The following is a 19,602-nucleotide window of genomic DNA, read 5'->3' as shown; positions in this document are numbered from 1 at the left end:
GCCGCTAAACCCCTAATCTTTCGAGTCTTTCGGCCCCACCGGGCGCATGGCCAGCTTGGCCAGCAGGTCGCGCCCCCGTTCGGCCGAACGGGGTTGGCACAGGACGTCGTAGCGGCCCGCGACGAGCTGGCTCGCGGACTGGAAGTCGCGCTTGCCGCGCGTCGAGCCGTACCCGACGGCGGCGAACACGAGACCGAACACCACGCCGATCGTGAGCCCGACCAGGATCGGCCCCGCGCTGGCTCCGGGGCTGCTGTTGAACAGGCTGAGCAGGACGCCGACGAACAGGCCGAACCAGGCGCCCGACGCGGCGCCCGTGCCCAGCACGCGACCCCACGACAGGCGGCCCGTCACCCGTTCCACCAGCATCAGGTCGACCCCGACGATCGTCACGTCCTGGACCGTGAAGTCGCCGTCGGCCAGGAAGTCGACCGCGCGCTGGGCCTCCTCGTAGGTGGCGTAGGACCCGATCGGCCAGCCGGTTGGCGGCGTGGGCAACCGGGGTGGAACCCCTGGTCGGTTCTGACCGGAGAACTGACTCGTCAAGGTGACCACCTCTTCGCGGTGCTGATCACCCCATCCTGCCAACACCGGGCAAACAGCGCGAAGCGGGTTCGCCGAACAAGACGCGATCGTGATCGTCAGCCGCGGGTGCGGTAGTCCCGCAGCAGCCCCCGGCTGATGATCGTCTTCTGGATCTCGCTGGTGCCCTCGCCGATCAGCAGGAACGGCGCCTCGCGCATCAGGCGCTCGATCTCGTACTCCTTCGAATACCCGTAGCCGCCGTGGATGCGGAACGCCTCCTGGGTCACCTCCGCGCAGAACTCGGAGGCGATCAGCTTCGCCATGCCGGCCTCGACGTCGTTGCGCGCGCCGGAGTCCTTCAGGCGGGCGGCGTTGACCATCATCAGGTGGGCCGCCTCGACCTTGGTGGCCATCTCGGCGAGCTTGAAGGCGATGGCCTGGTGCTCGACGATCGGCTTGCCGAACGTCTTGCGCTGCTGCGCGTACTCGATCGCCAGCTCGAAGGACCGGATGGCGATCCCGCACGCCCGAGCGGCCACGTTGACCCGCCCGACCTCGACGCCGTCCATCATCTGGCTGAAGCCCTGGCCGGTCTGCCCGCCGAGCACCTGCTCGGGGCTGATCCGGAAGCCGTCGAACACCATCTCGGTGGTGTCGACGCCCTTGTAGCCCATCTTGTCGATCTTGCCGGGGATCGTGAGGCCGGGGGCGACCTCGCCGAAGCCCTCCGGCTTCTCCACCAGGAACGCGGTGAGGTTCTTGTGCGCCTTGTCCGCGCCCTCGTCGGTCTTCACCAGGACGGCCGTGAGGTTCGAGCTGCCGCCGTTGGTCAGCCACATCTTCTGGCCGTTGATCACGTAGTCGTCGCCGTCGCGGGCGGCGCGGGTGCGGATGGCGGCGACGTCGGAGCCCAGCTCGGGCTCGGACATGGAGAACGACCCGCGCACCTCGCCCGTGGCCATGCGCGGCAGGTACCGGGCCTTCTGCTCCTCGGTGCCGTGCTGCTTCAGCATGTGCGCCACGATGAAGTGCGTGTTGATCACCCCGGAGACGCTCATCCAGCCGCGCGCGATCTGCTCGACCACCAGCGCGTAGGTCAGCAGCGACTCGCCGAGCCCGCCGAACTCCTCGGGGATGGTGAGCCCGAACAGGCCCATCTCCTTCATGCCCTCGACGATGTCCGCCGGGTAGGTGTCGCCGTGCTCCAGCGCCTGGGCGTGCGGGATGATCTCCTTGTCCACGAAGGTCCGGACGGTCGACAGGATCTCTTCCTGGATGTCGGTGAGTCCAGCGGTCTGGGCCAGGCGCGCCATCGCACTTTCCCTTCGTAGCCTTGGGTTACCGGTGAGTATGGACCGGTTAACGCCCGTTCGCGCCGGCAAGGTGGCCCACCCCACCCCCTGAACCGAAAAAGGCCTCCGAGGTGCGGGTCAGGCGGCGAAGACCTCCAGCGCGCCACCGCAGTGGCGGCAGACGTCGGCGAAGACGTGGACGGCGGCGTCGCAGCCGGGGCAGGTGCGGATGCTGCGCTCCAGCAGGTCGTCCTTGCGCTTGCGGAACAGGCGGAACCCCTGCCGGGCCTGGGCGTGACGTGCTCGTGACATACCGGCAGTCTGCCCAGCAGGCCCCCTCGGATCGCCACTCCGCGGGCCGTTTTGTGCGCCGACTCACCTGAAGCGGACGCAACCCGTGACGACGCCGTACTCGCGAGTAGTGGTGGTGATGACCTGCGCCACAACGGCTAACACCCGTTCCGGGCCCGGATCGCGAACCCGGAACGGGGAGTTCTCACGCCTCCGGCGGGCTCCACGGGGAGGTGCGCTCCATCCCCGCGGCACGGCCCTTGGACGAGATCACGAGGGCCATCTTGCGGGACGCCTCGTCGATCATCTCGTCGCCGAGCATGACCGCTCCGCGCCGTCCGCCCGCCTCCGAGGTGAAGTACTCGTACGCGTCGAGGATGTTCTCGGCGTGCTCGTAGTCCTCCTGCAAGGGGCTGTAGGTCTCGTTGGCCGCGTCGATCTGGCCGGGGTGCAGGACCCACTTGCCGTCGAAGCCCAGCGCGGCCGACCGGCCCGCCACCCGCTTGAAGCCGTCGACGTCGCGGATCTGGAGGTACGGGCCGTCGATCGCCTGGAGGTCGTTGGCGCGGGCGGCCATCAGGATCTGCATGAGGATGTGGTGGTAGGCGTCGCCGACGTCGTAGCCGGGCGGCTGCTCCCCCACCACGAGCGACTTCATGTTGATGCTCGCCATGAAGTCGGCCGGTCCGAAGATGATCGTCTCGACGCGCGGGGACGCCGTGGCGATGGCGTTGACGTTCACCAGGCCCTGCGCGTTCTCGATCTGCGCCTCGATGCCGATACCGCCGACCTCGTAGCCCATGGTCTTCTCGATCTGGGTGAGCAGCAGGTCGAGGGCGTGGACCTGCTCGGCCGTCTGGACCTTCGGCAGCATGACGCAGTCGAGGTTCGCGCCCGCGCCCTCGACGACCTCGGTCACGTCCCGGTAGGTCCACTCGGTGGTCCAGTCGTTGACCCGCACGACGCGGGTCTTGTCGCCCCAGCCGCCCTCGTTGAGCGAGGCCACGATGGTCTTGCGGGCGTCCGGCTTGGCCAGCGGCGCGCAGGCGTCCTCCAGGTCGAGGAAGACCTGGTCCGCGGGCAGCGTGCGCGCCTTGTCGATCATCTTCTGACTAGACCCCGGAACAGCGAGGCACGAGCGACGGGGACGCTGCTGATCGACCACTGGGGTACCTCCTCGTACCAGCCGGTAACAACCTGTAGGCGCCCACCGTGGCACGACCGAACTGGCGCCGCCCGGCACTGAGTCACGATTCACAGGTCCGTGGGACGCTTGATCGGTGGAGACGGCACAGGTGATGGACGCGGCCCTGCGCAAGGCCGCCGCGCTGTGGGTCGCGGTGCCCGGCCGGAGGGGTCGGCTCGTGTGGGCGCTGTGGCGCGACGGGTCCGTGTGGGTCGCCGTGGGCGGCGACCAGGAGGTGCCGGGACTGGCCGACGGTCAGCCCGTCACGATCACGGTGCGCTCGCCCACCACGCACTCCTTCCTGCTGGAGACCCCGGCCGTGGCGCACCTCGTCGAACCGGACGGGGACGTGGAGGCCGCGCTGCGGGCGGCCAGGCTCAACGGCCCGGCGACGTGGACCGGGGTCTACCGCCTGGACCTGCCGTGATCACCGTGCCGGAGGGCTTCGGCGACGGCCTCGGCGAGGGCGCCCCCGAATGGGTCGGAACGCTGCCGAAGCTGGCGACGGAGTTCTGCGCGCGCTGGCGCCTGGCCCCGGACGGAGCCCTGCTGAACGGCTACGTGGCGGTCGTCCTGCCGGTGCGCCGGGCCGACGGGACGCCTGCGGCGCTGAAGCTGACCTGGCGGGACACCGAGACCGAGCACGAGGCGCTGGCCCTGCGCCTGTGGGACGGCCGGGGCGTCGTCCGCCTGCTGGAGCACGACGACGAGCACGGCGCGCTGCTGCTGGAACGCCTCGACCACACCCGCACGCTGATGACCGCCCCCGTCGAGACCGCCGTGCAGGTGACCGGCGGGCTGCTGCGCGACCTGCGCCTCCCGGCCCCGCCGGAGGTCGGCCCGGTCGGCTTCCGCGACTTCGCGGCCGACAACGCCGCGCACGGCCACCCGGTGCCCGCGCCGCTGCTGGACGCGGCGGTCGCGCTGGTCCGCGACCTGACGGCCGACGCGGGCCGCACCCTGGTCAACGGCGACCTGCACTACGGCAACGTGCTGGCGGGCGACCGCGCGCCGTGGCTGATGATCGACCCGAAGCCGCTCGCGGGCGACCCCGAGTTCAGCGTGCTCCCGTTGCTGTGGAACAGGTTCGGCGAGATGGACGGGCACCGCGGGACGTGGGACCGGCTGCGGGCGCTGGCCGACATCGGGGGGCTCGACGTCGAGCGGGCCCGCGCGTGGGGGCTGGTGCGGGCGGTCGAGGGTGAGCTGTGGGCGCTGAGGGTGGGCGACACCGGGTTCCGCGACACGTGCCGGGCGCTGGCGGAGCGGCTCGTCCGGCCCTGAGGCCACTGTGGAGGGACGCGGTGGCGGAAGCCGCGCTTTCCCCCCGCGACGGCTAACCTGGCGACGTGGTTGCCGTGAACAGGGTTTTCGCCGCTCAGCTCGCCGGTCTCCCGGTCTTCGGACCGGACGGCGAATCCATCGGCAAGGCCCGCGACATCGTCATCGGCCTGCGCATCGACCGGCAGCCTCCCCGAGTGCTCGGCATGGTCGTCGAACTGGCGACCCGCCAGCGGATCTTCGTCCCGATGCTGCGGGTGAACTCGATCGAGCCGAACGCCGTGACGCTGGCGACCGGGTCGGTGAGCCTGCGGCGGTTCCACCAGCGCGCGAACGAGGTCCTGGTGGTCGGGCAGCTCCTGGACGCGCGGGTCTCCCTGGACTCCGGCAGTCCGGCGGTGCTGGTCGACGCCGCGATGGAGCCGACGCGCACCAGGGACTGGCGGGTCGTCAAGGTCGCCGTGCGGGAGCGCACCGGGAGGCTGGCGCGGCGCGGTCCGCTCCAGGTCCTGCGGTGGGAGGAGATCAGCGGCGTCAGCGTGTCCGAGCTGGCCGGGCAGCCGCAGGGCGCGCAGCAGCTGCTGGCGGTCTTCGAGACCATGCGGGCGGTCGACGTGGCGACGACGATGCACGACCTGCCCGCCAAGCGGCGGTACGAGGTCGCGGACGCGATGGACGACGAGCGGCTCGCCGACGTCATCGAGGAACTGCCGGAGGAGGACCAGAAGGACCTCCTCGCCTACCTCGACGACGAGCGCGCCGCCGACATCCTGGAGACGATGGACCCGGACGACGCGGCCGACCTGCTGGCCGAGCTGTCGGAGTTCGACAAGGACCGGCTGCTCGGGCTGATGGAGCCGGAGGAGTCCGAGCCGGTGAAGCGGTTGCTGGAGTACAACTTCGACACCGCGGGCGGTCTGATGACGCCGGAGCCGGTGGTGCTGGCCCCGGACGCGACGGTCGCCGAAGCGCTGGCCCGCGTCCGCAACCCCGACCTGACGCCCGCGCTGGCGAGCATGGTGTTCGTCTGCCGCGCGCCGACCGCGACCCCGACCGGCCGCTACCTCGGCTGCGTGCACATCCAGCGGCTGCTGCGCGAACCGCCGTTCGACCTGGTGGCGGGCGTGCTCGACACCGACCTGGCCCGGCTGGGGCCGGACGCGTCGCTGGCCGAGGTCACCCGCTACTTCGCCGCGTACAACCTGGTCTGCGCACCCGTCGTCGACGAGACCGACCACCTGCTGGGCGCGGTCACCGTGGACGACGTGCTCGACCACCTGCTGCCGGACAACTGGCGCGAAACGGGGCTCTCCCATGCCTGAACTGCCACCGGGTCGCCGACTCGACCAGCCCAAGCGCACCGGCAGGTTCCGGTTCGCCATCGACCCCGAGGCGTTCGGCCGCGTCTCCGAGCGGCTCGCGCGCTTCCTCGGGACGGGCAAGTTCCTGTTCTGGCAGTCGCTCCTGGTGATCGCGTGGATCGCGCTGAACCTGTTCGCCGTGTCGCTGCGCTGGGACCCGTACCCCTTCATCCTGCTGAACCTGGCGTTCTCCACGCAGGCCGCCTACGCCGCCCCGCTGATCCTGCTGGCGCAGAACCGCCAGGACGACCGCGACCGCGTGTCGCTGGAGGAGGACCGGGCGAGGTCGGCCCAGACGAAGGCCGACACCGAGTTCCTGGCGCGGGAGCTGGCCGCGGTCCGGCTGGCGCTCGGCGAGGTCGCGACCCGCGACTTCCTGCGCGGCGAGCTGGACCGGGTGTTCCGGGAGAACGCCAAGCAGCGCCGCAAGAACCCGTCACCGGAGGTGCTCAGGGACGACCCGCGCTGGAACGACGTCCCGTCATGACACCAGGTCGGCGGACACCAGGTCGGCCAGCAGCCGCACGATCGCGGGTGCCGTCTCGGGGTGCGCGGCGTACTCGGCGGCCGTGACGAGCCGCAGTTCGGCGATCTCCCCGCTCGGCACCGGCCGCCCGTCCAGCTCGCCGGTGTAGCAGGCCATGTCGACCAGCGTGTCCGGTCCTTCGCCGTACGCGGGCTCCAGGTACCGCCGGTGCGGGGCCACGTCGACCAGCCCCACGCCCAGTTCCTCCCGCACCTCCCGGTGCAGCGCCTGCTCGGGCGTCTCCCCCGGTTCGAGCTTCCCGCCGGGCAGGTAGAACGCCCCCTTGGTGCGCGACCGCACCACCAGCAACCGCCCGTCCCGCACGTGCACCAGCCCGACCACCGAGATGACCGGCGCGGTCACGCGTTCTCGTCCGCGAGCCTGCGGCACGTCACGCCGAACGCCTCCAGCTCGACCTCGGAGAACCCCCCGGCGAAGTGCCGGGCGACCCCGGCGAGGTGCGTGCCGGACGCGACCCGGAGCCGCTCCTCGCCCGCCGGTGTCAACACGGCGACGATGCCCCGCCCGTCGCCGTCGGCCCGTTCCCGCCCCACCAGACCGGCCCGCTCCAGTCGGTCCACGAGCCGCGTCACCCCCGAGCGGGACAGCAGGACGGCGTCGGCCAACTCGGTCATGCGCAGCCGGTGGTGCGGCGCTTCGGCCAGTTGGACCAGCACGTCGTAGGCGGCGAGCGATAAGCGCTGCTCAGCGATCAGCTCGGCCTCGAGGGTCCGAGTGATGCGGGCATGCGCGCGGAGGAACGATTGCCACACCACGAGCTCGACGTGGTTGGGCAACCGGGCACTACCCGATTCCGGCACGGAGCCGGATGTTACGGAAAGCACTGGACCACCTCACCGCTGCCCCCGCACTGGTAGGTGACCGACCGGTAGCTTGGAGGCATCCCCCGTCGCCGTAGCATGGCTGTCCAGACGTCGGCAGACGTTTCCCGGCAAGACCATCACCAGTCCACGAAGGTCGGTGCTCGATCCCGTGACCACCACGCCCACCACCCCCACCGCCGATGAGGTCCGAAAGGCGCTGTCCGGAGTCCAGGACCCCGAGATCAGGCGCCCCATCACCGAACTCGGGATGGTCAAGGACGTCACCGTGTCACCGGATGGCGCGGTCGCCGTGGGCGTCTACCTGACCGTCGCGGGCTGCCCGATGCGCGACAAGATCACCAAGGACGTCACCGCCGCGGTGACCGCCCTCCCCGGCGTCACCGACGTGGCGGTCGAACTGGACGTCATGAGCGACCAGCAGCGCACCGACCTGCGGAAGAACCTGCGCGGCGGCACCGAGGAACCGGTGATCCCCTTCGCCCAGCCGGGCTCGCTCACCAGGGTCTACTGCGTGGCGTCCGGCAAGGGCGGCGTCGGCAAGTCCAGCGTCACGGTGAACCTCGCCGTGGCCATGGCCGCCCGAGGCCTCTCGGTGGGCGTGGTCGACGCCGACATCTACGGCCACTCGATCCCCCGCATGCTCGGCACCGACGCCAGGCCAACGCAGGTAGAAAAAATGATCATGCCGCCCCAGTCCCACGGGGTGAAGCTGATCAGCATCGGCATGTTCACCCCCGGAAACGCCCCGGTGGTCTGGCGCGGCCCCATGCTCCACCGCGCACTCCAGCAGTTCCTCGCGGACGTCTTCTGGGGCGACCTGGACGTCCTGCTCCTCGACCTCCCGCCGGGCACCGGCGACGTGGCGATCTCCGTGGCCCAGCTGGTCCCCAACGGCGAGATCCTCGTGGTGACGACACCCCAGCAGGCGGCGGCGGAGGTCGCGGAACGAGCGGGCTCGATCGCACTGCAAACCCGCCAACGAATCGCGGGCGTGGTGGAGAACATGTCGTGGCTCGAAATGCCGGACGGCTCGAAGATGGACGTCTTCGGCTCAGGCGGCGGCCAAGCGGTAGCAGACTCCCTCACCAAGGCGGTGGGTTCGGAAGTGCCCCTGCTGGGCCAGGTCCCCCTGGACCCCCGCCTGCGCGAACAGGGCGACGAAGGCACCCCCATCGTCCTGGCGCACCCGGACTCGGCAGCAGCAAAAGTACTGGCAGAGGTGGCGAAGAAGCTCTCAGTACGGTCACGTGGACTGGCGGGCAGGCTGTTGAACGTCACCCCAGCAGGCCGATAGCCAGCCCGGCAACGAACACCCTCAGTACCCACGACGAACGAGAGCCACGGCCTTCCCGACAGCAGTGGCCGATTTTGCTCGGGGGATTCGCCCCTTGCCCCGGTGGATCGGGCAGGTGGTCACCACCTGCCCTCAGCCGATCACAGGGGCGAATCCAGGGCCCCCCGAGTCAAATCGGCCACCACGCCGGGACCGGCAGCTACCCGATCCCGCGAAAACGCCACCTCACGTGGCGTCAGGATCGTAAGGAGCCCGCTCCCCTGGGTTCAACGGCCTCTCCACGGGAGCGGGCGAAGCAACCGGATACCCGTTCGGCTTGCTCGACTCGGCCGGAGCATCGTCGAAGAGGTGCTTCGTCACAGCCTTCTTCGGGTCGAAGCTGCGCAGCTCCCGCAAATCCTCCAACGGCTTGCGCAACTGCTCGAACTCCGGCCCCATCTCCTGCTTCAGCTGCTCCCGAGCACCGGTGGCGTAGTCCCGCACCTGCCGGATCGTCCGCCCCACCCAGCCCGCGGCCTCGGGCAGCCGCTCAGGCCCGAGGATGAACAGCCCAGCGACGATGATGATGAGGATTTCCACCCACCCGATGCTGTCGAACACGTCGGCGCCTCCACCGTTAGCCCTGAAGCCAGACTAGCCGCAGCTCAGTCCGACTTGAGCGTGACCTGCAGCGTCAATTCGCGCCCCTGCCGGGCCAGCACGACGGGCACCGTCTCCCCGATCTCGTGCTCCCGCACGGCCACCGTCAGCTCGGCCGCGTTGCGCACCATCCGGTCACCGACGCGGGTGATCACGTCGCCCTCGACGATCCCGGCGGCGGCGGCGGCCCCACCAGCGGGCACGTTCTGCACCTGAGCGCCCTCGGCGGTCTCGGCGGACGCGGACCGCGCGTTCACGTTCATGTCCGCGTGCTTGACCTCGCCGGTCTGGATGAGCGCCTCGGAGATCTTGCGCGCGTAGTTGCCGGAGATGGCGAACCCGAGCCCCACGGAGTTGCCGGTCTGGGTCTGGATGGAGGAGTTGATCCCCACCAGCGCGCCCGACGAGTCGACCAGCGCGCCGCCCGAGTTGCCGGGGTTGATGGCCGCGTCGGTCTGGATCGCGTCGTAGGTGACCTGCGGTCCGCCGTTCTCCCCCGCGGCCGTCACGGGTCGGTTCAACGCGCTGACGATCCCCTGCGTCACGGTGTTCGACAGCGACAGCGGCGATCCGATCGCGATGACCGAGTCGCCGACCTCCAGGTCGTCGGAGTTGCCGAACTGGATCACCGTCGGGTTGGTCACCTCGACCTTGATGACGGCGAGGTCGGTCTTCGAGTCGCGCCCCACGATCCGGGCGACGGCCCTCTTGCCGTCGGTGAAGACGACCGTCAGCTTCGCCGACGCGTCCTGCACGGCGGGGGCGACGACGTGGTCGTTGGTCAGGATGTAGCCCTCGCCGTCGATCACGACGCCGGAGCCGACGCCCGCGACGTTGGACCCCTTGAACTCGATCGACACCACACCGGGCGTGGTCCGGTTCGCGATGTCCGAGACCGACCCGACCGGCCGCTCCTTGGCGGGCTTCACCTCGGCCAGCGTCACGCCGCCGTCCGTCAGCGGGTTCCCGGCCCTGCCGAAGAACCAGCCGACGAGTCCGCCGGCGGTGCCGACCAGGAGGGCGGCCACCAGCAGCAGGACGAGGCCGACGGGCTTGACCCGCCTGCCGAACAGCAGTTCCGGAACGCTCAGCTGAGGACCGGGTGCGGCTTTCGCGGACGAGGGGCCGGAGGACTTCTCGCCCACGGCGGGCGGTCCGATCACGGCACCGGAACCCGGATCGCGCCACGGGTCGCCGGCGGGTTTGCCGTCCCAGAAGACGGGGTCGATGTCCGGGTCGACCGCGTGGTCGGCACCGGGGGGCCGCTGGAGCTTGAGGTCGTCGCCGCCGACGGGCCTGCCGAACGCCGTGGACAGCGCCTCGGGCGGGGGCGGGGCCATGGGCACCTGGCCGTTGAGCGGCGGGCGCCGCGCGTCGAACGCGGTGTCGACGCCCTGGGGGCGACCGAACGCGGCCGTGAGCGACGGATCGACGGCGGGGCGGTCCAGGGGACGCGGCGCGAGCCTGCGGTGTTCCCCGTCGTCGACCCCCGACACCGGGGTCGCGGGCGTCCGACCGTTGCCCTGCTCTGGCTGGCTCATCGCTCCCCGAATGGTTCCGCCTGGACTGGCTCACGCTGTGGGGGCAAGCCTGCCTGGTGCCCGGTGAAGTCCGCGTACGCGGGTCCTCAACGCCCGTTGGCGACGGATCGGAGCAGGTCAAGGCGGGCGTTCTCGTCGTGCTGGAGCGGCCCCACGGCGGGCGCGGGCCGCACCGCGACGGTGGGTGTCCCCGGATCGAGGGAGGGCGTCGGCCGGGCCTCGGGTGAGGTCTCCCCGACCGGCGCGACCAGCACCAGCGCTCCGAGCACCAGACCGGACACCACGGCACCCGCGCTGTTGCGCGCGCGCCGGGCGCCGAAGCGCCCCAGCACCGAGGAGCCGGTGCCGAGCGGCCTCGACTCGCCGAGCACGGGACCGGTGCCGAAACCGGCGGGCACGCGGTCGGGGCGGAGCACCGTCACGAGCTGCCCGTCCTCCGTGACGGCGAGGCCGTCCGGGGCGCTGGGCAGGTCGACCTCCTGCGGGATGGCCCGCAGCCGGTCGAGGAACCCCGATGCGCAGTTGGGCATCCCGGCGGCGCGGACCGCGAGGCGGACCTGCTGCTGGTAGGCGGCTTCAGCCGAGCAGAGCGGACACCGGGCCAGGTGCGCGGTGGCCCGGCCGTGCGCCGTGGACGACAGCTCGCCGTCGACGAAGGCCACCACCACGTCGGGCAGCAGGTGTTGCTCCGACAATCCCCAACCTCGCAGGTCGGTCATGCAGAGTCCTCCAGCACTTGCTCCCGACGGCGTTCCAACGCGGACCGCAGGGCCTGGCGGCCCCGGTGGATCCGACTCCTCACGGTACCCAGTTTCACCCCGAGGGTGGCACCGATCTCCTCGTACGACAGGCCTTCGACGTCGCACAGGACCACGGCGGCGCGGAACTCCGGCGGCAGCTCGTCGAGAGCGGCCTGGAGGTCGGGGTCGAGGTGGGTGTCGGAGTAGACCTGCTCGGGGCTCGGGTCGTCGCCCGCGAGCCGGTCGGTGTCCTCGGGCAGCCCCTCCATGCGCAGCCGCGAGCGGCGGCGCGCCATGTCGAGGAAGAGGTTGGTGGTGATGCGGTGCAGCCAACCCTCGAACGTGCCCGGCTTGTAGGAGGCGAGCGAGCGGAACACCCGGATGAACGTCTCCTGGGTGAGGTCCTCGGCGTCGTGCTGGTTACCGGTCAACCGGTAGGCCAGCCGGTACACCCGGTCGGCGTGCTCACGGACGACCTCGTCCCATGAGGGCGGCGTCCAGTCCGCCGACTCGATGGTGGCGACGGTCGGCGTGGGGGCGGCGGGGGACAACGCCACCGGCGAAGTCGGCTGCGTGCGCATCGGGCGGTGAAGCACCTCCAGTGGGCTGGCTAGCCCTGTGCACAGGTCAACGTAGGTTCGGTTCCCAGTGTTCCCGTGTTCTGATCTGACACCAGCGTGCCGGTCTTGCTTATAACCATCGTGAGAGTCCCCTGAGAGCACGCTGAGAATCGGGATGTACCCATCCGGGTTCCGGATGACACCCTGGCGGGTGGATCCCGGCGCGCAACGGCGGCGCACTTCACGGCGGGTTCACCCGATTTCACCCCTTGCGGCGCTAACCTCCTGCCTTGTGACACCGGATTCGCCGCTTCGGGACTACGTGGAGCACTTCCTCCCCGAGGACGACGTGCTGACGGCCGCCCGGAGCAGGGGTGTCGAACTGGGCTGCGTGCCGATCGGCAGCGGCGGCGGGGCGGCCCTGCGGTTCCTGGCCGCCGCGCTCCAGGCCAAGGCGGTCGTCGAGGTCGGCACGGGCGCGGGGGTGAGCGGCCTCTACCTGCTCGGCGGGATGCCCGTGGCGGGCGTCCTGACGTCGATCGACGTCGACCCGGAGCACCAGCGGGCGGCCCGCAAGGCGTTCACCGAGGCGAAGGTCCAGGTCAGCCGCACGCGGCTGATCATGGGTCACGCGCTGGACGTGCTGCCGCGGCTGACCGACGGCGCCTACGACCTGGTGTTCGTCGACGGCGCGAAGGCCGAGTACCCGCGCTACCTGGACGAGGGCGTCCGCCTGCTCCGGCCGGGCGGCGTGATCGCGTTCGACAACGTCCTGTGGGACGGCCGCGTCGTGGACCCGAGCAACCGGGACCAGGACACGACGGCCATGCGCGAGGTGGCGCGCTCGGTCCGGGAGGACGACAGGCTCGTCCCCGTGCTCCTGCCCCTGGGCGACGGTCTGCTGGTCGCCGCCAAGAAGCGGTGACACCGGCCGTCCGGAGTCGGCGGTTCGGCCCCCCGACCTCCTCGACGCCGGGGGCTTCGCCGCCGACGCCGAGGAGGTGGTGACCGACCTGCCGACGCGCCCTCGCGGGTGGATCGGCGGGGGGTGGGCCCTACTCGGCCCTCACGTTCTTGCCCAGGACCGTCACGCCCCCGGCGCTGATCGTGTAGCGCTGGCGGTCCATCGCCTGGTCGACGCCGATGAGGGCCCCGTCCGGGACGACGACGTTCTTGTCCAGGATGGCCCTCCTGACCACCGCGCCCTTGCCGATCCGCACGCCCGGCAGCAGCACGCTCCCCTGCACGACGGACCCGACCTCGACGACCACGTCCGAGCTGATCACCGACCCGTGGATCGTCCCGGAGATGATCGAGCCGGGCCCGACCATGGAGTCCTCGGCGCTCCCCCCCGCGATGAACTTGGCGGGCGGCAGCGGCGGGGTGGCGGTGCGGATGGGCCACGCCTGGTTGTAGAGGTTGAACACCGGGCGGACGGAGACCAGGTCCATGTGCGCCTCGTAGTAGGCGTCGATGGTCCCCACGTCGCGCCAGTAGCCGCGGTCGCGCTCGCTCTCGCCCGGCACGACGTTGTCCGCGAAGTCGTAGACGTGCGCCTTCCCCGCGTCGACCAGCATGGGGATGATGTCGCCGCCCATGTCGTGGTCGGAGTCCGGGTTGGCGGCGTCGGACCGCAGCGCGTCGAGCAGCGCCTCGGTCGTGAAGATGTAGTTGCCCATCGACGCGAACGTGACCTCGGGGTCGTCCGGCACGTGCGGCGGGTCGGACGGCTTCTCCAGGAACTGGGTGATCAGCCCGGTGGAGTCCGAGTCGATGCAGCCGAACGCCTTCGCCTCGGCCCTCGGCACGCGCATCCCCGCGACGGTGACGCCCGCGCCGCTGTCGACGTGCTGCTCCAGCATCTGGCCGGGGTCCATGCGGTACACGTTGTCCGCGCCGAAGACCGCGATGTGGTCCGGCTTCTCGTCCTGGACGAGGTTGAGGCTCTGGAAAATCGCGTCAGCGCTGCCGGTGTACCAGCGCGGGCCGAGCCGCTGCTGGGCCGGGACCGGCGTCACGTACTGGCCCAGGACGTTCGAGAGCCGCCACGTCGTGGAGATGTGCTTGTCGAGCGAGTGCGACTTGTACTGCGTCAACACGCAGAGCTTGACCATTCCCGCGTTGACGAGGTTGGACAGCACGAAGTCGACCAAGCGGTAGTTGCCCGCGAACGGCACCGCGGGTTTGGCCCGGTCGGCTGTCAGCGGCCAGAGCCGCTTCCCTTCCCCGCCTGCCAGGACAATTCCGAGTACGTGCGGCTGCCCTTTCACGCCCTGACCCTAACGGTGCGGAAGCGGGGCCACCAACGGTGCGGCGCGGCGGATCTCACGTTTTCCGGGTCCGTTCACCCGGCTGCCCCACTTCCGGGGTTACGGTGAGGCCCGTGCGAGTAGGACTGCTGACACGGGAGTACCCCCCGGAGGTGTACGGCGGAGCCGGAGTCCACGTCGGATTCCTGGTTCCCCGCCTCCGCGAGCTGATCGACGTCGACGTGCACTGCTTCGGCGGTCCACGGCCCGACGCCCACGCCCACGAGGCCGCGAAGGGGTTGGACAGCGCGAACGCGGCGCTGCGGACCCTGTCGGTCGACCTGGAGATGGCCGCGGCGGTGGCGGGGGCCGAACTGGTGCACTCGCACACCTGGTACGCGAACATGGCCGGTCACCTGGCGAAGCTGCTGCACGGCGTGCCGCACGTCGTGACGGCGCACTCGCTGGAGCCGCGCAGGCCGTGGAAGGCCGAGCAGCTCGGCGGCGGCTACCGGGTCTCGTCCTGGGTGGAGAAGACCGCGTACGAGGCGGCGGACGCGATCATCGCGGTCAGCGAGGGGATGCGGCTGGACGTGCTCGCCTGCTACCCGGACCTCGACCCGGCCCGCGTGCACGTCGTGCGCAACGGCATCGACACCGAGGCCTACCACCCGGTGACCGAGACGGACGCGCTCGAACGCCACGGGATCGACCCGGACCGGCCGATCGTCGCGTTCGTGGGCAGGATCACCCGGCAGAAGGGCGTCGGCCACCTGGTCGCGGCGGCCCACCACATCGCGCCGGAGGCCCAGGTCGTGCTGTGCGCGGGCGCGCCGGACACCCCGGAGATCGCCGAGGAGACCCGGCTCGCGGTCGCCGAGCTGGCCGCGGTGCGCTCGGGCGTGTTCTGGATCCAGCAGATGCTCCAGCCCGCCGAGGTGCGGCAGATCCTCAGCCACGCGGCGGTGTTCGTGTGCCCGTCGGTGTACGAGCCGCTCGGGATCGTGAACCTGGAGGCCATGGCGTGCGGCACGGCGGTCGTCGCGTCGGACGTCGGCGGCATCCCGGAGGTCGTCGACCACGGCAGGACCGGCCTGCTGGTGCACTACGACGAGGCGGACACGTCGAAGTACCGGGCCGAGCTGGCGGACGCGATCAACGAGGTGCTGGCGGATCCTGCGAGGGCCGCGGCGTTCGGCGCGGCGGGCAGGCAGCGGGCGGTCGACGAGTTCTCGTGGTCGACCGTGGCCGAGCAGACGGTAGAGGTCTACCGAGAGGCTCTTCACATTTAGACCTCTCACCAGCGAGTTTTAAAACGTGAGCTGAGTCACACTCGTCCGAGTGCAACCGCGACGTCCAGTAACCGCCTTTAAACCGGTAGTAGGACTTTCACCCATCTACCGGGGGTACCCGCTGTGCGTTTCGGACGCGTCTCGTTGGGCTTGGTCGCCGTGGCCCTCGCTGCGGCGGGCTGCGCGACCCCTCCAGCCCGGAGCGCGCCCGAGCCGGAGAAGCTCACCATCGGCGGCAAGGCGGTGCTGGACGGTGAGCTGCTCCAGTCGCAGGCCGAGGCCGAGCTGACGTTCACCCTCAACTTCGGCTACGTGTCCCGCACCGGCAGCAAGCCGGTCGACTGCTGGTTCGCCCGCACCAACGCCGACACCGAGGTCGACACCAGGCTGTGGTGCGGCCCGGTGCAGGTGCCGGGCACCGCGGCGTCGGCGGACTGGGTGCCCGTCCCGCTCAAGGAGACCGGGCAGGAGTCCGACGGCGCTCGGTTCGAGGTGCAGCCGCCGCAGATCCCCGAGCAGGGCACGCGCAGTTCCCCGGTCGGTTCGCTGGTGCGCTCGGACGGCACCGAGACCGACCCGAACAAGGAGGAGACGACCAGCACCGAGGCGGGTCCGGACTTCCTGGCCGTGCTGCCGGACGACCACGAGAAGTCCAACGAGGACCTCGGGCTCTCCGACGCGAACGACCTGAAGGTGCGCGACGACCTCCTCAGCGCGACCGCGACCGGCTGGGGCTCGCCGGAGAGCTTCCCGGAGGGCAAGACCGTCCTCAAGCCCGGTCCCGGTCTCCAGCTGCGGGTGCTGCGGCTCAAGGTCGAGCGCCTGCTCTCGACCGACCCGGCGTTCGACCAGCTCCCGTGGCAGGGCTACACGCCGCAGCCGTCGGAGCTGGCGCTGGAGCTGCCCGGCAGGCGGCAGCAGCTGCCCGCCGACCGGCTGCCGGAGAACGACACGGTGTTCGTCGTCTACACCGTCGCGACCGGCACGCAGGGCGGCGAGGTGCTCGCGCTCAACACCATCGGCACGAAGTCGCTGGAGCAGCGGGTGGAGATGCCGTCGGGCCGGGCGACGACCGAGATCCCCGCCGTGCTGCGCCGGAACGCCCAGCCGGGGAAGTCCGTCGACGGCAAGCAGAGGATCGAGGTCGGCGGCAAGGCGGGCGAGCTGAAGGTGCTCGGCGTGCGGCTCGGCCGCCAGCGCCCGGTGAAGGTCAACGGCGACTACCAGGTGGCCACCGCGTCCGCGCCGGACAAGGCGCTGCTGGAGCTGCGGATCAGCGCCAGGGGCGACGGCTTCCCGGACACCGTCGGCGGTGACCTGACGAAGGGCATGTTCACGGTCCGGCTGCCGGACGGCTCCGAGGCGCCGCAGGTCGGCATCCGCTACGACGGCGGCGTCTTCCCGGTCGCCCTGGTCGTCGAGGTGCCCGCGCAGCTCAAGTCCGCGACCCTCGAGCTGACCGAGGGCGACGTGGCGCTGCCGATCGCGGGCTCGACGTCGATCCGGCCGCTCGACGGACCCGTGACCGTGCCGCTGGACTTCTGAGCGACCAGCACGGCCACGCCCGCCAGGGCCAGCCAGCCCACGACGGCGGCCACCAGCGCACCCCAGCCCCACGCGCCGAACACGGCGCTGCCCGCCGTGCCGCCCGCGCTGCTGCCGACGTAGAACGCGAACAGGTACACACCGGAGGCCTGCCCCTTCGCGTTCGACGGCGCCCGCGCGCCGACCCAGCCGCTGGCGACCGAGTGCGCGGCGAAGAAGCCGCCGGTGAACAGGGCCAGGCCCGCGGCGACGAAGACCAGCGAGTCCGGCAGCGTGAGCAGGGCTCCGCCCGCCGCCACGCCCAGCGCGGCCAGCGCGACCCGTGCCCGGCCCAGCCGGTCGGCCAGGCGGCCTGCGACGGCGGAGCAGACGCCGCCCGCGGCGTAGGCGAGGAAGACGAGGGCCGCGAAGCGCGCGGGGAGTTCCAGCGGCGGAGCGGCCAGGCGGAAGCCGATCACGTTGAAGAGGGAGATGAACGCGCCCACGGCGAGCGCCGCGATGGCGTACTGGCAGAGGAGGACCCGGTCGCCCAGCGCCGTCCGGAGGCCGCGCGGGACCCTGGTGGGCTTGCGGCTGTCCGGCGGGAGGGTGGCGGCGACGACCGCGGCGCAGACCACGCCCAAGCCGGCCACGGCGGCCAGCGCACCGCGCCAGTCCAGCCAGTCGACGCCGATCCCGGCGACCAGCCTGCCGATCATGCCGCCCGCGCTGTTGCCCGCGATGAGGGCGCCGATGGCCGCTCCCACCCCGGCCGGACCCACCTCGTCGGCCAGGTACGCCATCGCCACCGCGGGCACCCCCGCCACGGCGACCCCCTGGAGGACCCGCAGGGCGATCAGCGCGGAGAAGGTCGGGGCGAACGGCAGGAGCAGGGCCATCAGGGCAGCCGCGGCCACGGCGGCCACGATGACCCGCCTGCGGCCGACGCGCTCGGAGAGCATCGCGATCGGGACCACGACGAGGGCGAGCGCGCCCGTTGCCGCGCTGATGGCCAGCGAGGCGCCGCCGGGGGTCAGGTGGAACTCGGCCGCCAGCTGCGGGAGCACCGGTTGGGGGGCGTAGAGGAGTGCGAACGAGCCCAGTCCCGCTGCGGTCGCGGCGAGCGTGATTCGCCTTCTGCGTGTCACGTCTTCGACGCTAACCCATGCGTCCAATACGGAATTCTGCCAAAATCCATACGGTGATGGATGAGATGTCGCTGGCTCCCCGGTTGGCCGTGCTGCGCGCCCTCGCCCACGAGGAGCACGTGACCCGCGTGGCCGAGGTCGTGGGACTGCCGCAGCCGACCGTCAGCCGGTGGCTGGCGGCGATCGGGGACGAGCTGGGTGCGCCGATCGTGGAGCGGGCCGGGCGCGGGGTGCGGCTGACGCGCGCCGGACGGCTGCTGGCCGAGGCCGCCGAGCGGTCCATGGCCGTGCTGGAGGCCGGGTGGCGGTCGGCCGCCGAGGAGGTCGACCCCGAGCGCGGGCAGGTGGTGCTGGGGTTCCTGCACATGCTGGGGCGGTCGCTGGTGCCGGAACTCGTCCGCGGGTTCCGGACCGCCCACCCGCACGTGCGGTTCCGGCTGGTGCAGAACTCGCGGCAGGTGGTGCTCGACGCACTGGCCCGCGGCGACATCGACCTCGCACTGGTGGCGCCGCCACCGGTGGCGCCGGAGTTCGAGGCCGTGCTGCTGCACGAGCAGGAGCTGGTGCTGGTCGTGCCCGCCGGGCACCGGCTGGCCGGGCGGGCGGGGGTGCGGCTGGCCGAACTGGCCGACGAGGACTTCGTGGTGCTGGAGCACGGGTACGGGCTGCGGCAGATCACGGACGACCTCTGCGCGGAGGCCGGGTTCGTGCCCAGGGTGACGTTCGAGGGGCAGGAGATGGAGACGGTGCGCGGGTTGGTCGGGGCGGGGCTGGGGGTGGCGCTGCTGACGCGGGCGGAGGTGGTGGCCGCTCCGGACGTGGTGGAGCTGCCGATCACGCCTCGGGCTACTCGGACGTTCGCGCTGGCCTGGCGGGCCGGGATTCCGCTGCCGCCCGCCGTGGTGGCCTTTCGGGGACATGCGGAGGAGCGGATCCCTCGGTGATGGAGGGCAGGTGCTGCGGCTCCGGCTGCGGCTCCGGCTCCGGCTCCGGCTGTGGGCGTGGGCGTGGGCGTGGGCGATCCTCCCCCCGCTCGCGTGATTGTCTTCATGGCCGTACGCACCGTGTCAAGGCTGGAAAGATGCCTTGACACGGCACGGCCGGCCGTGAGGGCGCTTCGGATCGGGGGCAGGGAGAGGGCTGGGCTTGGCCCGAGTCGGTTGGCCCTGCTCGGGACACCGGTCGGTTGGCCCCGCTCGGGACGCCGGTCGGTTGGGCGGTCGGCGGGGGTTGTTGGCGCCGTGTGGTGAGGTGCTGCGGCTTTCCGGCAGCGCAGAACGCCGCCTGCCCGTCGGAGAGGGCGGCGGC

At 71.4% G+C, this 19,602-nt stretch carries 20 protein-coding genes; 8 read left to right on the top strand and 12 right to left on the bottom strand.

What is annotated here, in order from left to right; all coding sequences use genetic code 11:
* Window positions 1-12: 12 nt before the first annotated feature.
* From AC156L_RS11205 to AC156L_RS11190, 4 genes are all read right to left on the bottom strand, one after another.
* On the bottom strand, window positions 13-555 hold the full coding sequence (locus tag AC156L_RS11205; protein ID WP_414720091.1) for a YflT domain-containing protein: 543 nt from the start codon (window positions 553-555) through the stop codon (window positions 13-15).
* Window positions 556-641: 86 nt separating this feature from the next.
* Window positions 642-1,838 (bottom strand): acyl-CoA dehydrogenase family protein, encoded by a 1,197-nt coding sequence (locus AC156L_RS11200; RefSeq protein WP_330880576.1) that lies wholly within the window; start codon window positions 1,836-1,838, stop codon window positions 642-644.
* A gap of 117 nt (window positions 1,839-1,955) precedes the next feature.
* Window positions 1,956-2,129 carry a hypothetical protein gene (locus tag AC156L_RS11195; RefSeq protein WP_330880574.1) on the bottom strand — a complete coding sequence of 58 codons (174 nt, stop codon included), beginning with the start codon at window positions 2,127-2,129 and terminating at the stop codon, window positions 1,956-1,958.
* Between the two features lie 184 nt (window positions 2,130-2,313).
* Window positions 2,314-3,273: an HpcH/HpaI aldolase/citrate lyase family protein gene (locus tag AC156L_RS11190; protein WP_330880572.1), complete on the bottom strand. Its 960-nt coding sequence runs from the start codon at window positions 3,271-3,273 to the stop codon at window positions 2,314-2,316.
* Between the two features lie 115 nt (window positions 3,274-3,388).
* On the opposite strand from AC156L_RS11190, the gene AC156L_RS11185 reads away from it, so the two are divergent.
* The 4 genes from AC156L_RS11185 to AC156L_RS11170 all read left to right on the top strand — a co-directional run bounded on the left by AC156L_RS11185 (window position 3,389) and on the right by AC156L_RS11170 (window position 6,423).
* On the top strand, window positions 3,389-3,721 hold the full coding sequence (locus AC156L_RS11185) for a hypothetical protein (RefSeq protein ID WP_330880570.1): 333 nt from the start codon (window positions 3,389-3,391) through the stop codon (window positions 3,719-3,721).
* Window positions 3,718-4,578 (top strand): aminoglycoside phosphotransferase family protein, encoded by an 861-nt coding sequence (locus AC156L_RS11180; protein ID WP_330880568.1) that lies wholly within the window; start codon window positions 3,718-3,720, stop codon window positions 4,576-4,578. The genes AC156L_RS11185 and AC156L_RS11180 overlap by 4 nt, the downstream gene beginning before the upstream one ends.
* A gap of 65 nt (window positions 4,579-4,643) precedes the next feature.
* On the top strand, window positions 4,644-5,897 hold the full coding sequence (locus AC156L_RS11175; RefSeq protein WP_330880566.1) for a magnesium transporter MgtE N-terminal domain-containing protein: 1,254 nt from the start codon (window positions 4,644-4,646) through the stop codon (window positions 5,895-5,897).
* Complete coding sequence (locus AC156L_RS11170) at window positions 5,890-6,423, top strand: DUF1003 domain-containing protein (RefSeq protein ID WP_330880564.1); 534 nt, start codon at window positions 5,890-5,892, stop codon at window positions 6,421-6,423. The genes AC156L_RS11175 and AC156L_RS11170 overlap by 8 nt, the downstream gene beginning before the upstream one ends.
* Here the strand turns inward: AC156L_RS11170 and AC156L_RS11165 are convergent.
* Together AC156L_RS11165 and AC156L_RS11160 are read right to left on the bottom strand one after the other, a co-directional pair.
* Window positions 6,418-6,825, bottom strand: a complete 408-nt coding sequence (locus AC156L_RS11165; RefSeq protein WP_330880562.1) for an NUDIX hydrolase — start codon at window positions 6,823-6,825, stop codon at window positions 6,418-6,420. The genes AC156L_RS11170 and AC156L_RS11165 overlap by 6 nt on opposite strands.
* Window positions 6,822-7,283: a MarR family winged helix-turn-helix transcriptional regulator gene (locus tag AC156L_RS11160; protein WP_330880560.1), complete on the bottom strand. Its 462-nt coding sequence runs from the start codon at window positions 7,281-7,283 to the stop codon at window positions 6,822-6,824. The genes AC156L_RS11165 and AC156L_RS11160 overlap by 4 nt, the downstream gene beginning before the upstream one ends.
* Window positions 7,284-7,455: 172 nt before the next feature.
* Here AC156L_RS11160 and AC156L_RS11155 point away from each other — a divergent pair, with 172 nt between their 5' ends.
* The gene (locus AC156L_RS11155) at window positions 7,456-8,601 is read left to right on the top strand and encodes an Mrp/NBP35 family ATP-binding protein (protein ID WP_330880558.1); all 1,146 of its coding nucleotides are present in this window, start codon (window positions 7,456-7,458) and stop codon (window positions 8,599-8,601) included.
* A gap of 225 nt (window positions 8,602-8,826) precedes the next feature.
* Here AC156L_RS11155 and tatB read toward each other — a convergent pair whose 3' ends face one another.
* The 4 genes from tatB to sigE form a co-directional block, all read right to left on the bottom strand.
* Window positions 8,827-9,201 (bottom strand): Sec-independent protein translocase protein TatB, encoded by a 375-nt coding sequence (gene tatB, locus AC156L_RS11150; RefSeq protein WP_330880556.1) that lies wholly within the window; start codon window positions 9,199-9,201, stop codon window positions 8,827-8,829.
* 44 nt (window positions 9,202-9,245) lie between these two features.
* On the bottom strand, window positions 9,246-10,781 hold the full coding sequence (locus tag AC156L_RS11145; protein WP_330880554.1) for a S1C family serine protease: 1,536 nt from the start codon (window positions 10,779-10,781) through the stop codon (window positions 9,246-9,248).
* Between the two features lie 86 nt (window positions 10,782-10,867).
* Window positions 10,868-11,476, bottom strand: a complete 609-nt coding sequence (locus AC156L_RS11140; RefSeq protein WP_414720090.1) for an anti-sigma factor family protein — start codon at window positions 11,474-11,476, stop codon at window positions 10,868-10,870.
* Between the two features lie 20 nt (window positions 11,477-11,496).
* Complete coding sequence (gene sigE, locus AC156L_RS11135) at window positions 11,497-12,102, bottom strand: RNA polymerase sigma factor SigE (protein ID WP_330880550.1); 606 nt, start codon at window positions 12,100-12,102, stop codon at window positions 11,497-11,499.
* A 271-nt stretch (window positions 12,103-12,373) separates the two neighbouring features.
* Here sigE and AC156L_RS11130 point away from each other — a divergent pair, with 271 nt between their 5' ends.
* A complete protein-coding gene (locus AC156L_RS11130) occupies window positions 12,374-13,006 on the top strand; it encodes an O-methyltransferase (protein ID WP_330880548.1) in 633 nt (210 codons plus the stop codon).
* Window positions 13,007-13,136: 130 nt separating this feature from the next.
* Here AC156L_RS11130 and glgC read toward each other — a convergent pair whose 3' ends face one another.
* Window positions 13,137-14,351: a glucose-1-phosphate adenylyltransferase gene (gene glgC / locus AC156L_RS11125; RefSeq protein WP_259625262.1), complete on the bottom strand. Its 1,215-nt coding sequence runs from the start codon at window positions 14,349-14,351 to the stop codon at window positions 13,137-13,139.
* A 113-nt stretch (window positions 14,352-14,464) separates the two neighbouring features.
* Here glgC and glgA point away from each other — a divergent pair, with 113 nt between their 5' ends.
* Window positions 14,465-15,622 (top strand): glycogen synthase, encoded by a 1,158-nt coding sequence (gene glgA, locus AC156L_RS11120; RefSeq protein WP_330880543.1) that lies wholly within the window; start codon window positions 14,465-14,467, stop codon window positions 15,620-15,622.
* A gap of 1,382 nt (window positions 15,623-17,004) precedes the next feature.
* Here the strand turns inward: glgA and AC156L_RS11115 are convergent.
* Window positions 17,005-18,294: an MFS transporter gene (locus AC156L_RS11115; RefSeq protein ID WP_330880541.1), complete on the bottom strand. Its 1,290-nt coding sequence runs from the start codon at window positions 18,292-18,294 to the stop codon at window positions 17,005-17,007.
* A 56-nt stretch (window positions 18,295-18,350) separates the two neighbouring features.
* On the opposite strand from AC156L_RS11115, the gene AC156L_RS11110 reads away from it, so the two are divergent.
* Window positions 18,351-19,238: a LysR family transcriptional regulator gene (locus tag AC156L_RS11110; RefSeq protein ID WP_330880698.1), complete on the top strand. Its 888-nt coding sequence runs from the start codon at window positions 18,351-18,353 to the stop codon at window positions 19,236-19,238.
* The last annotated feature ends 364 nt before the right edge of the window (window positions 19,239-19,602 follow it).

The organism is Umezawaea sp. (assembly GCF_057122925.1).
Note: the sequence above shows the minus strand (reverse complement) of the source record. Positions and strands in the feature narration are given on the sequence as shown.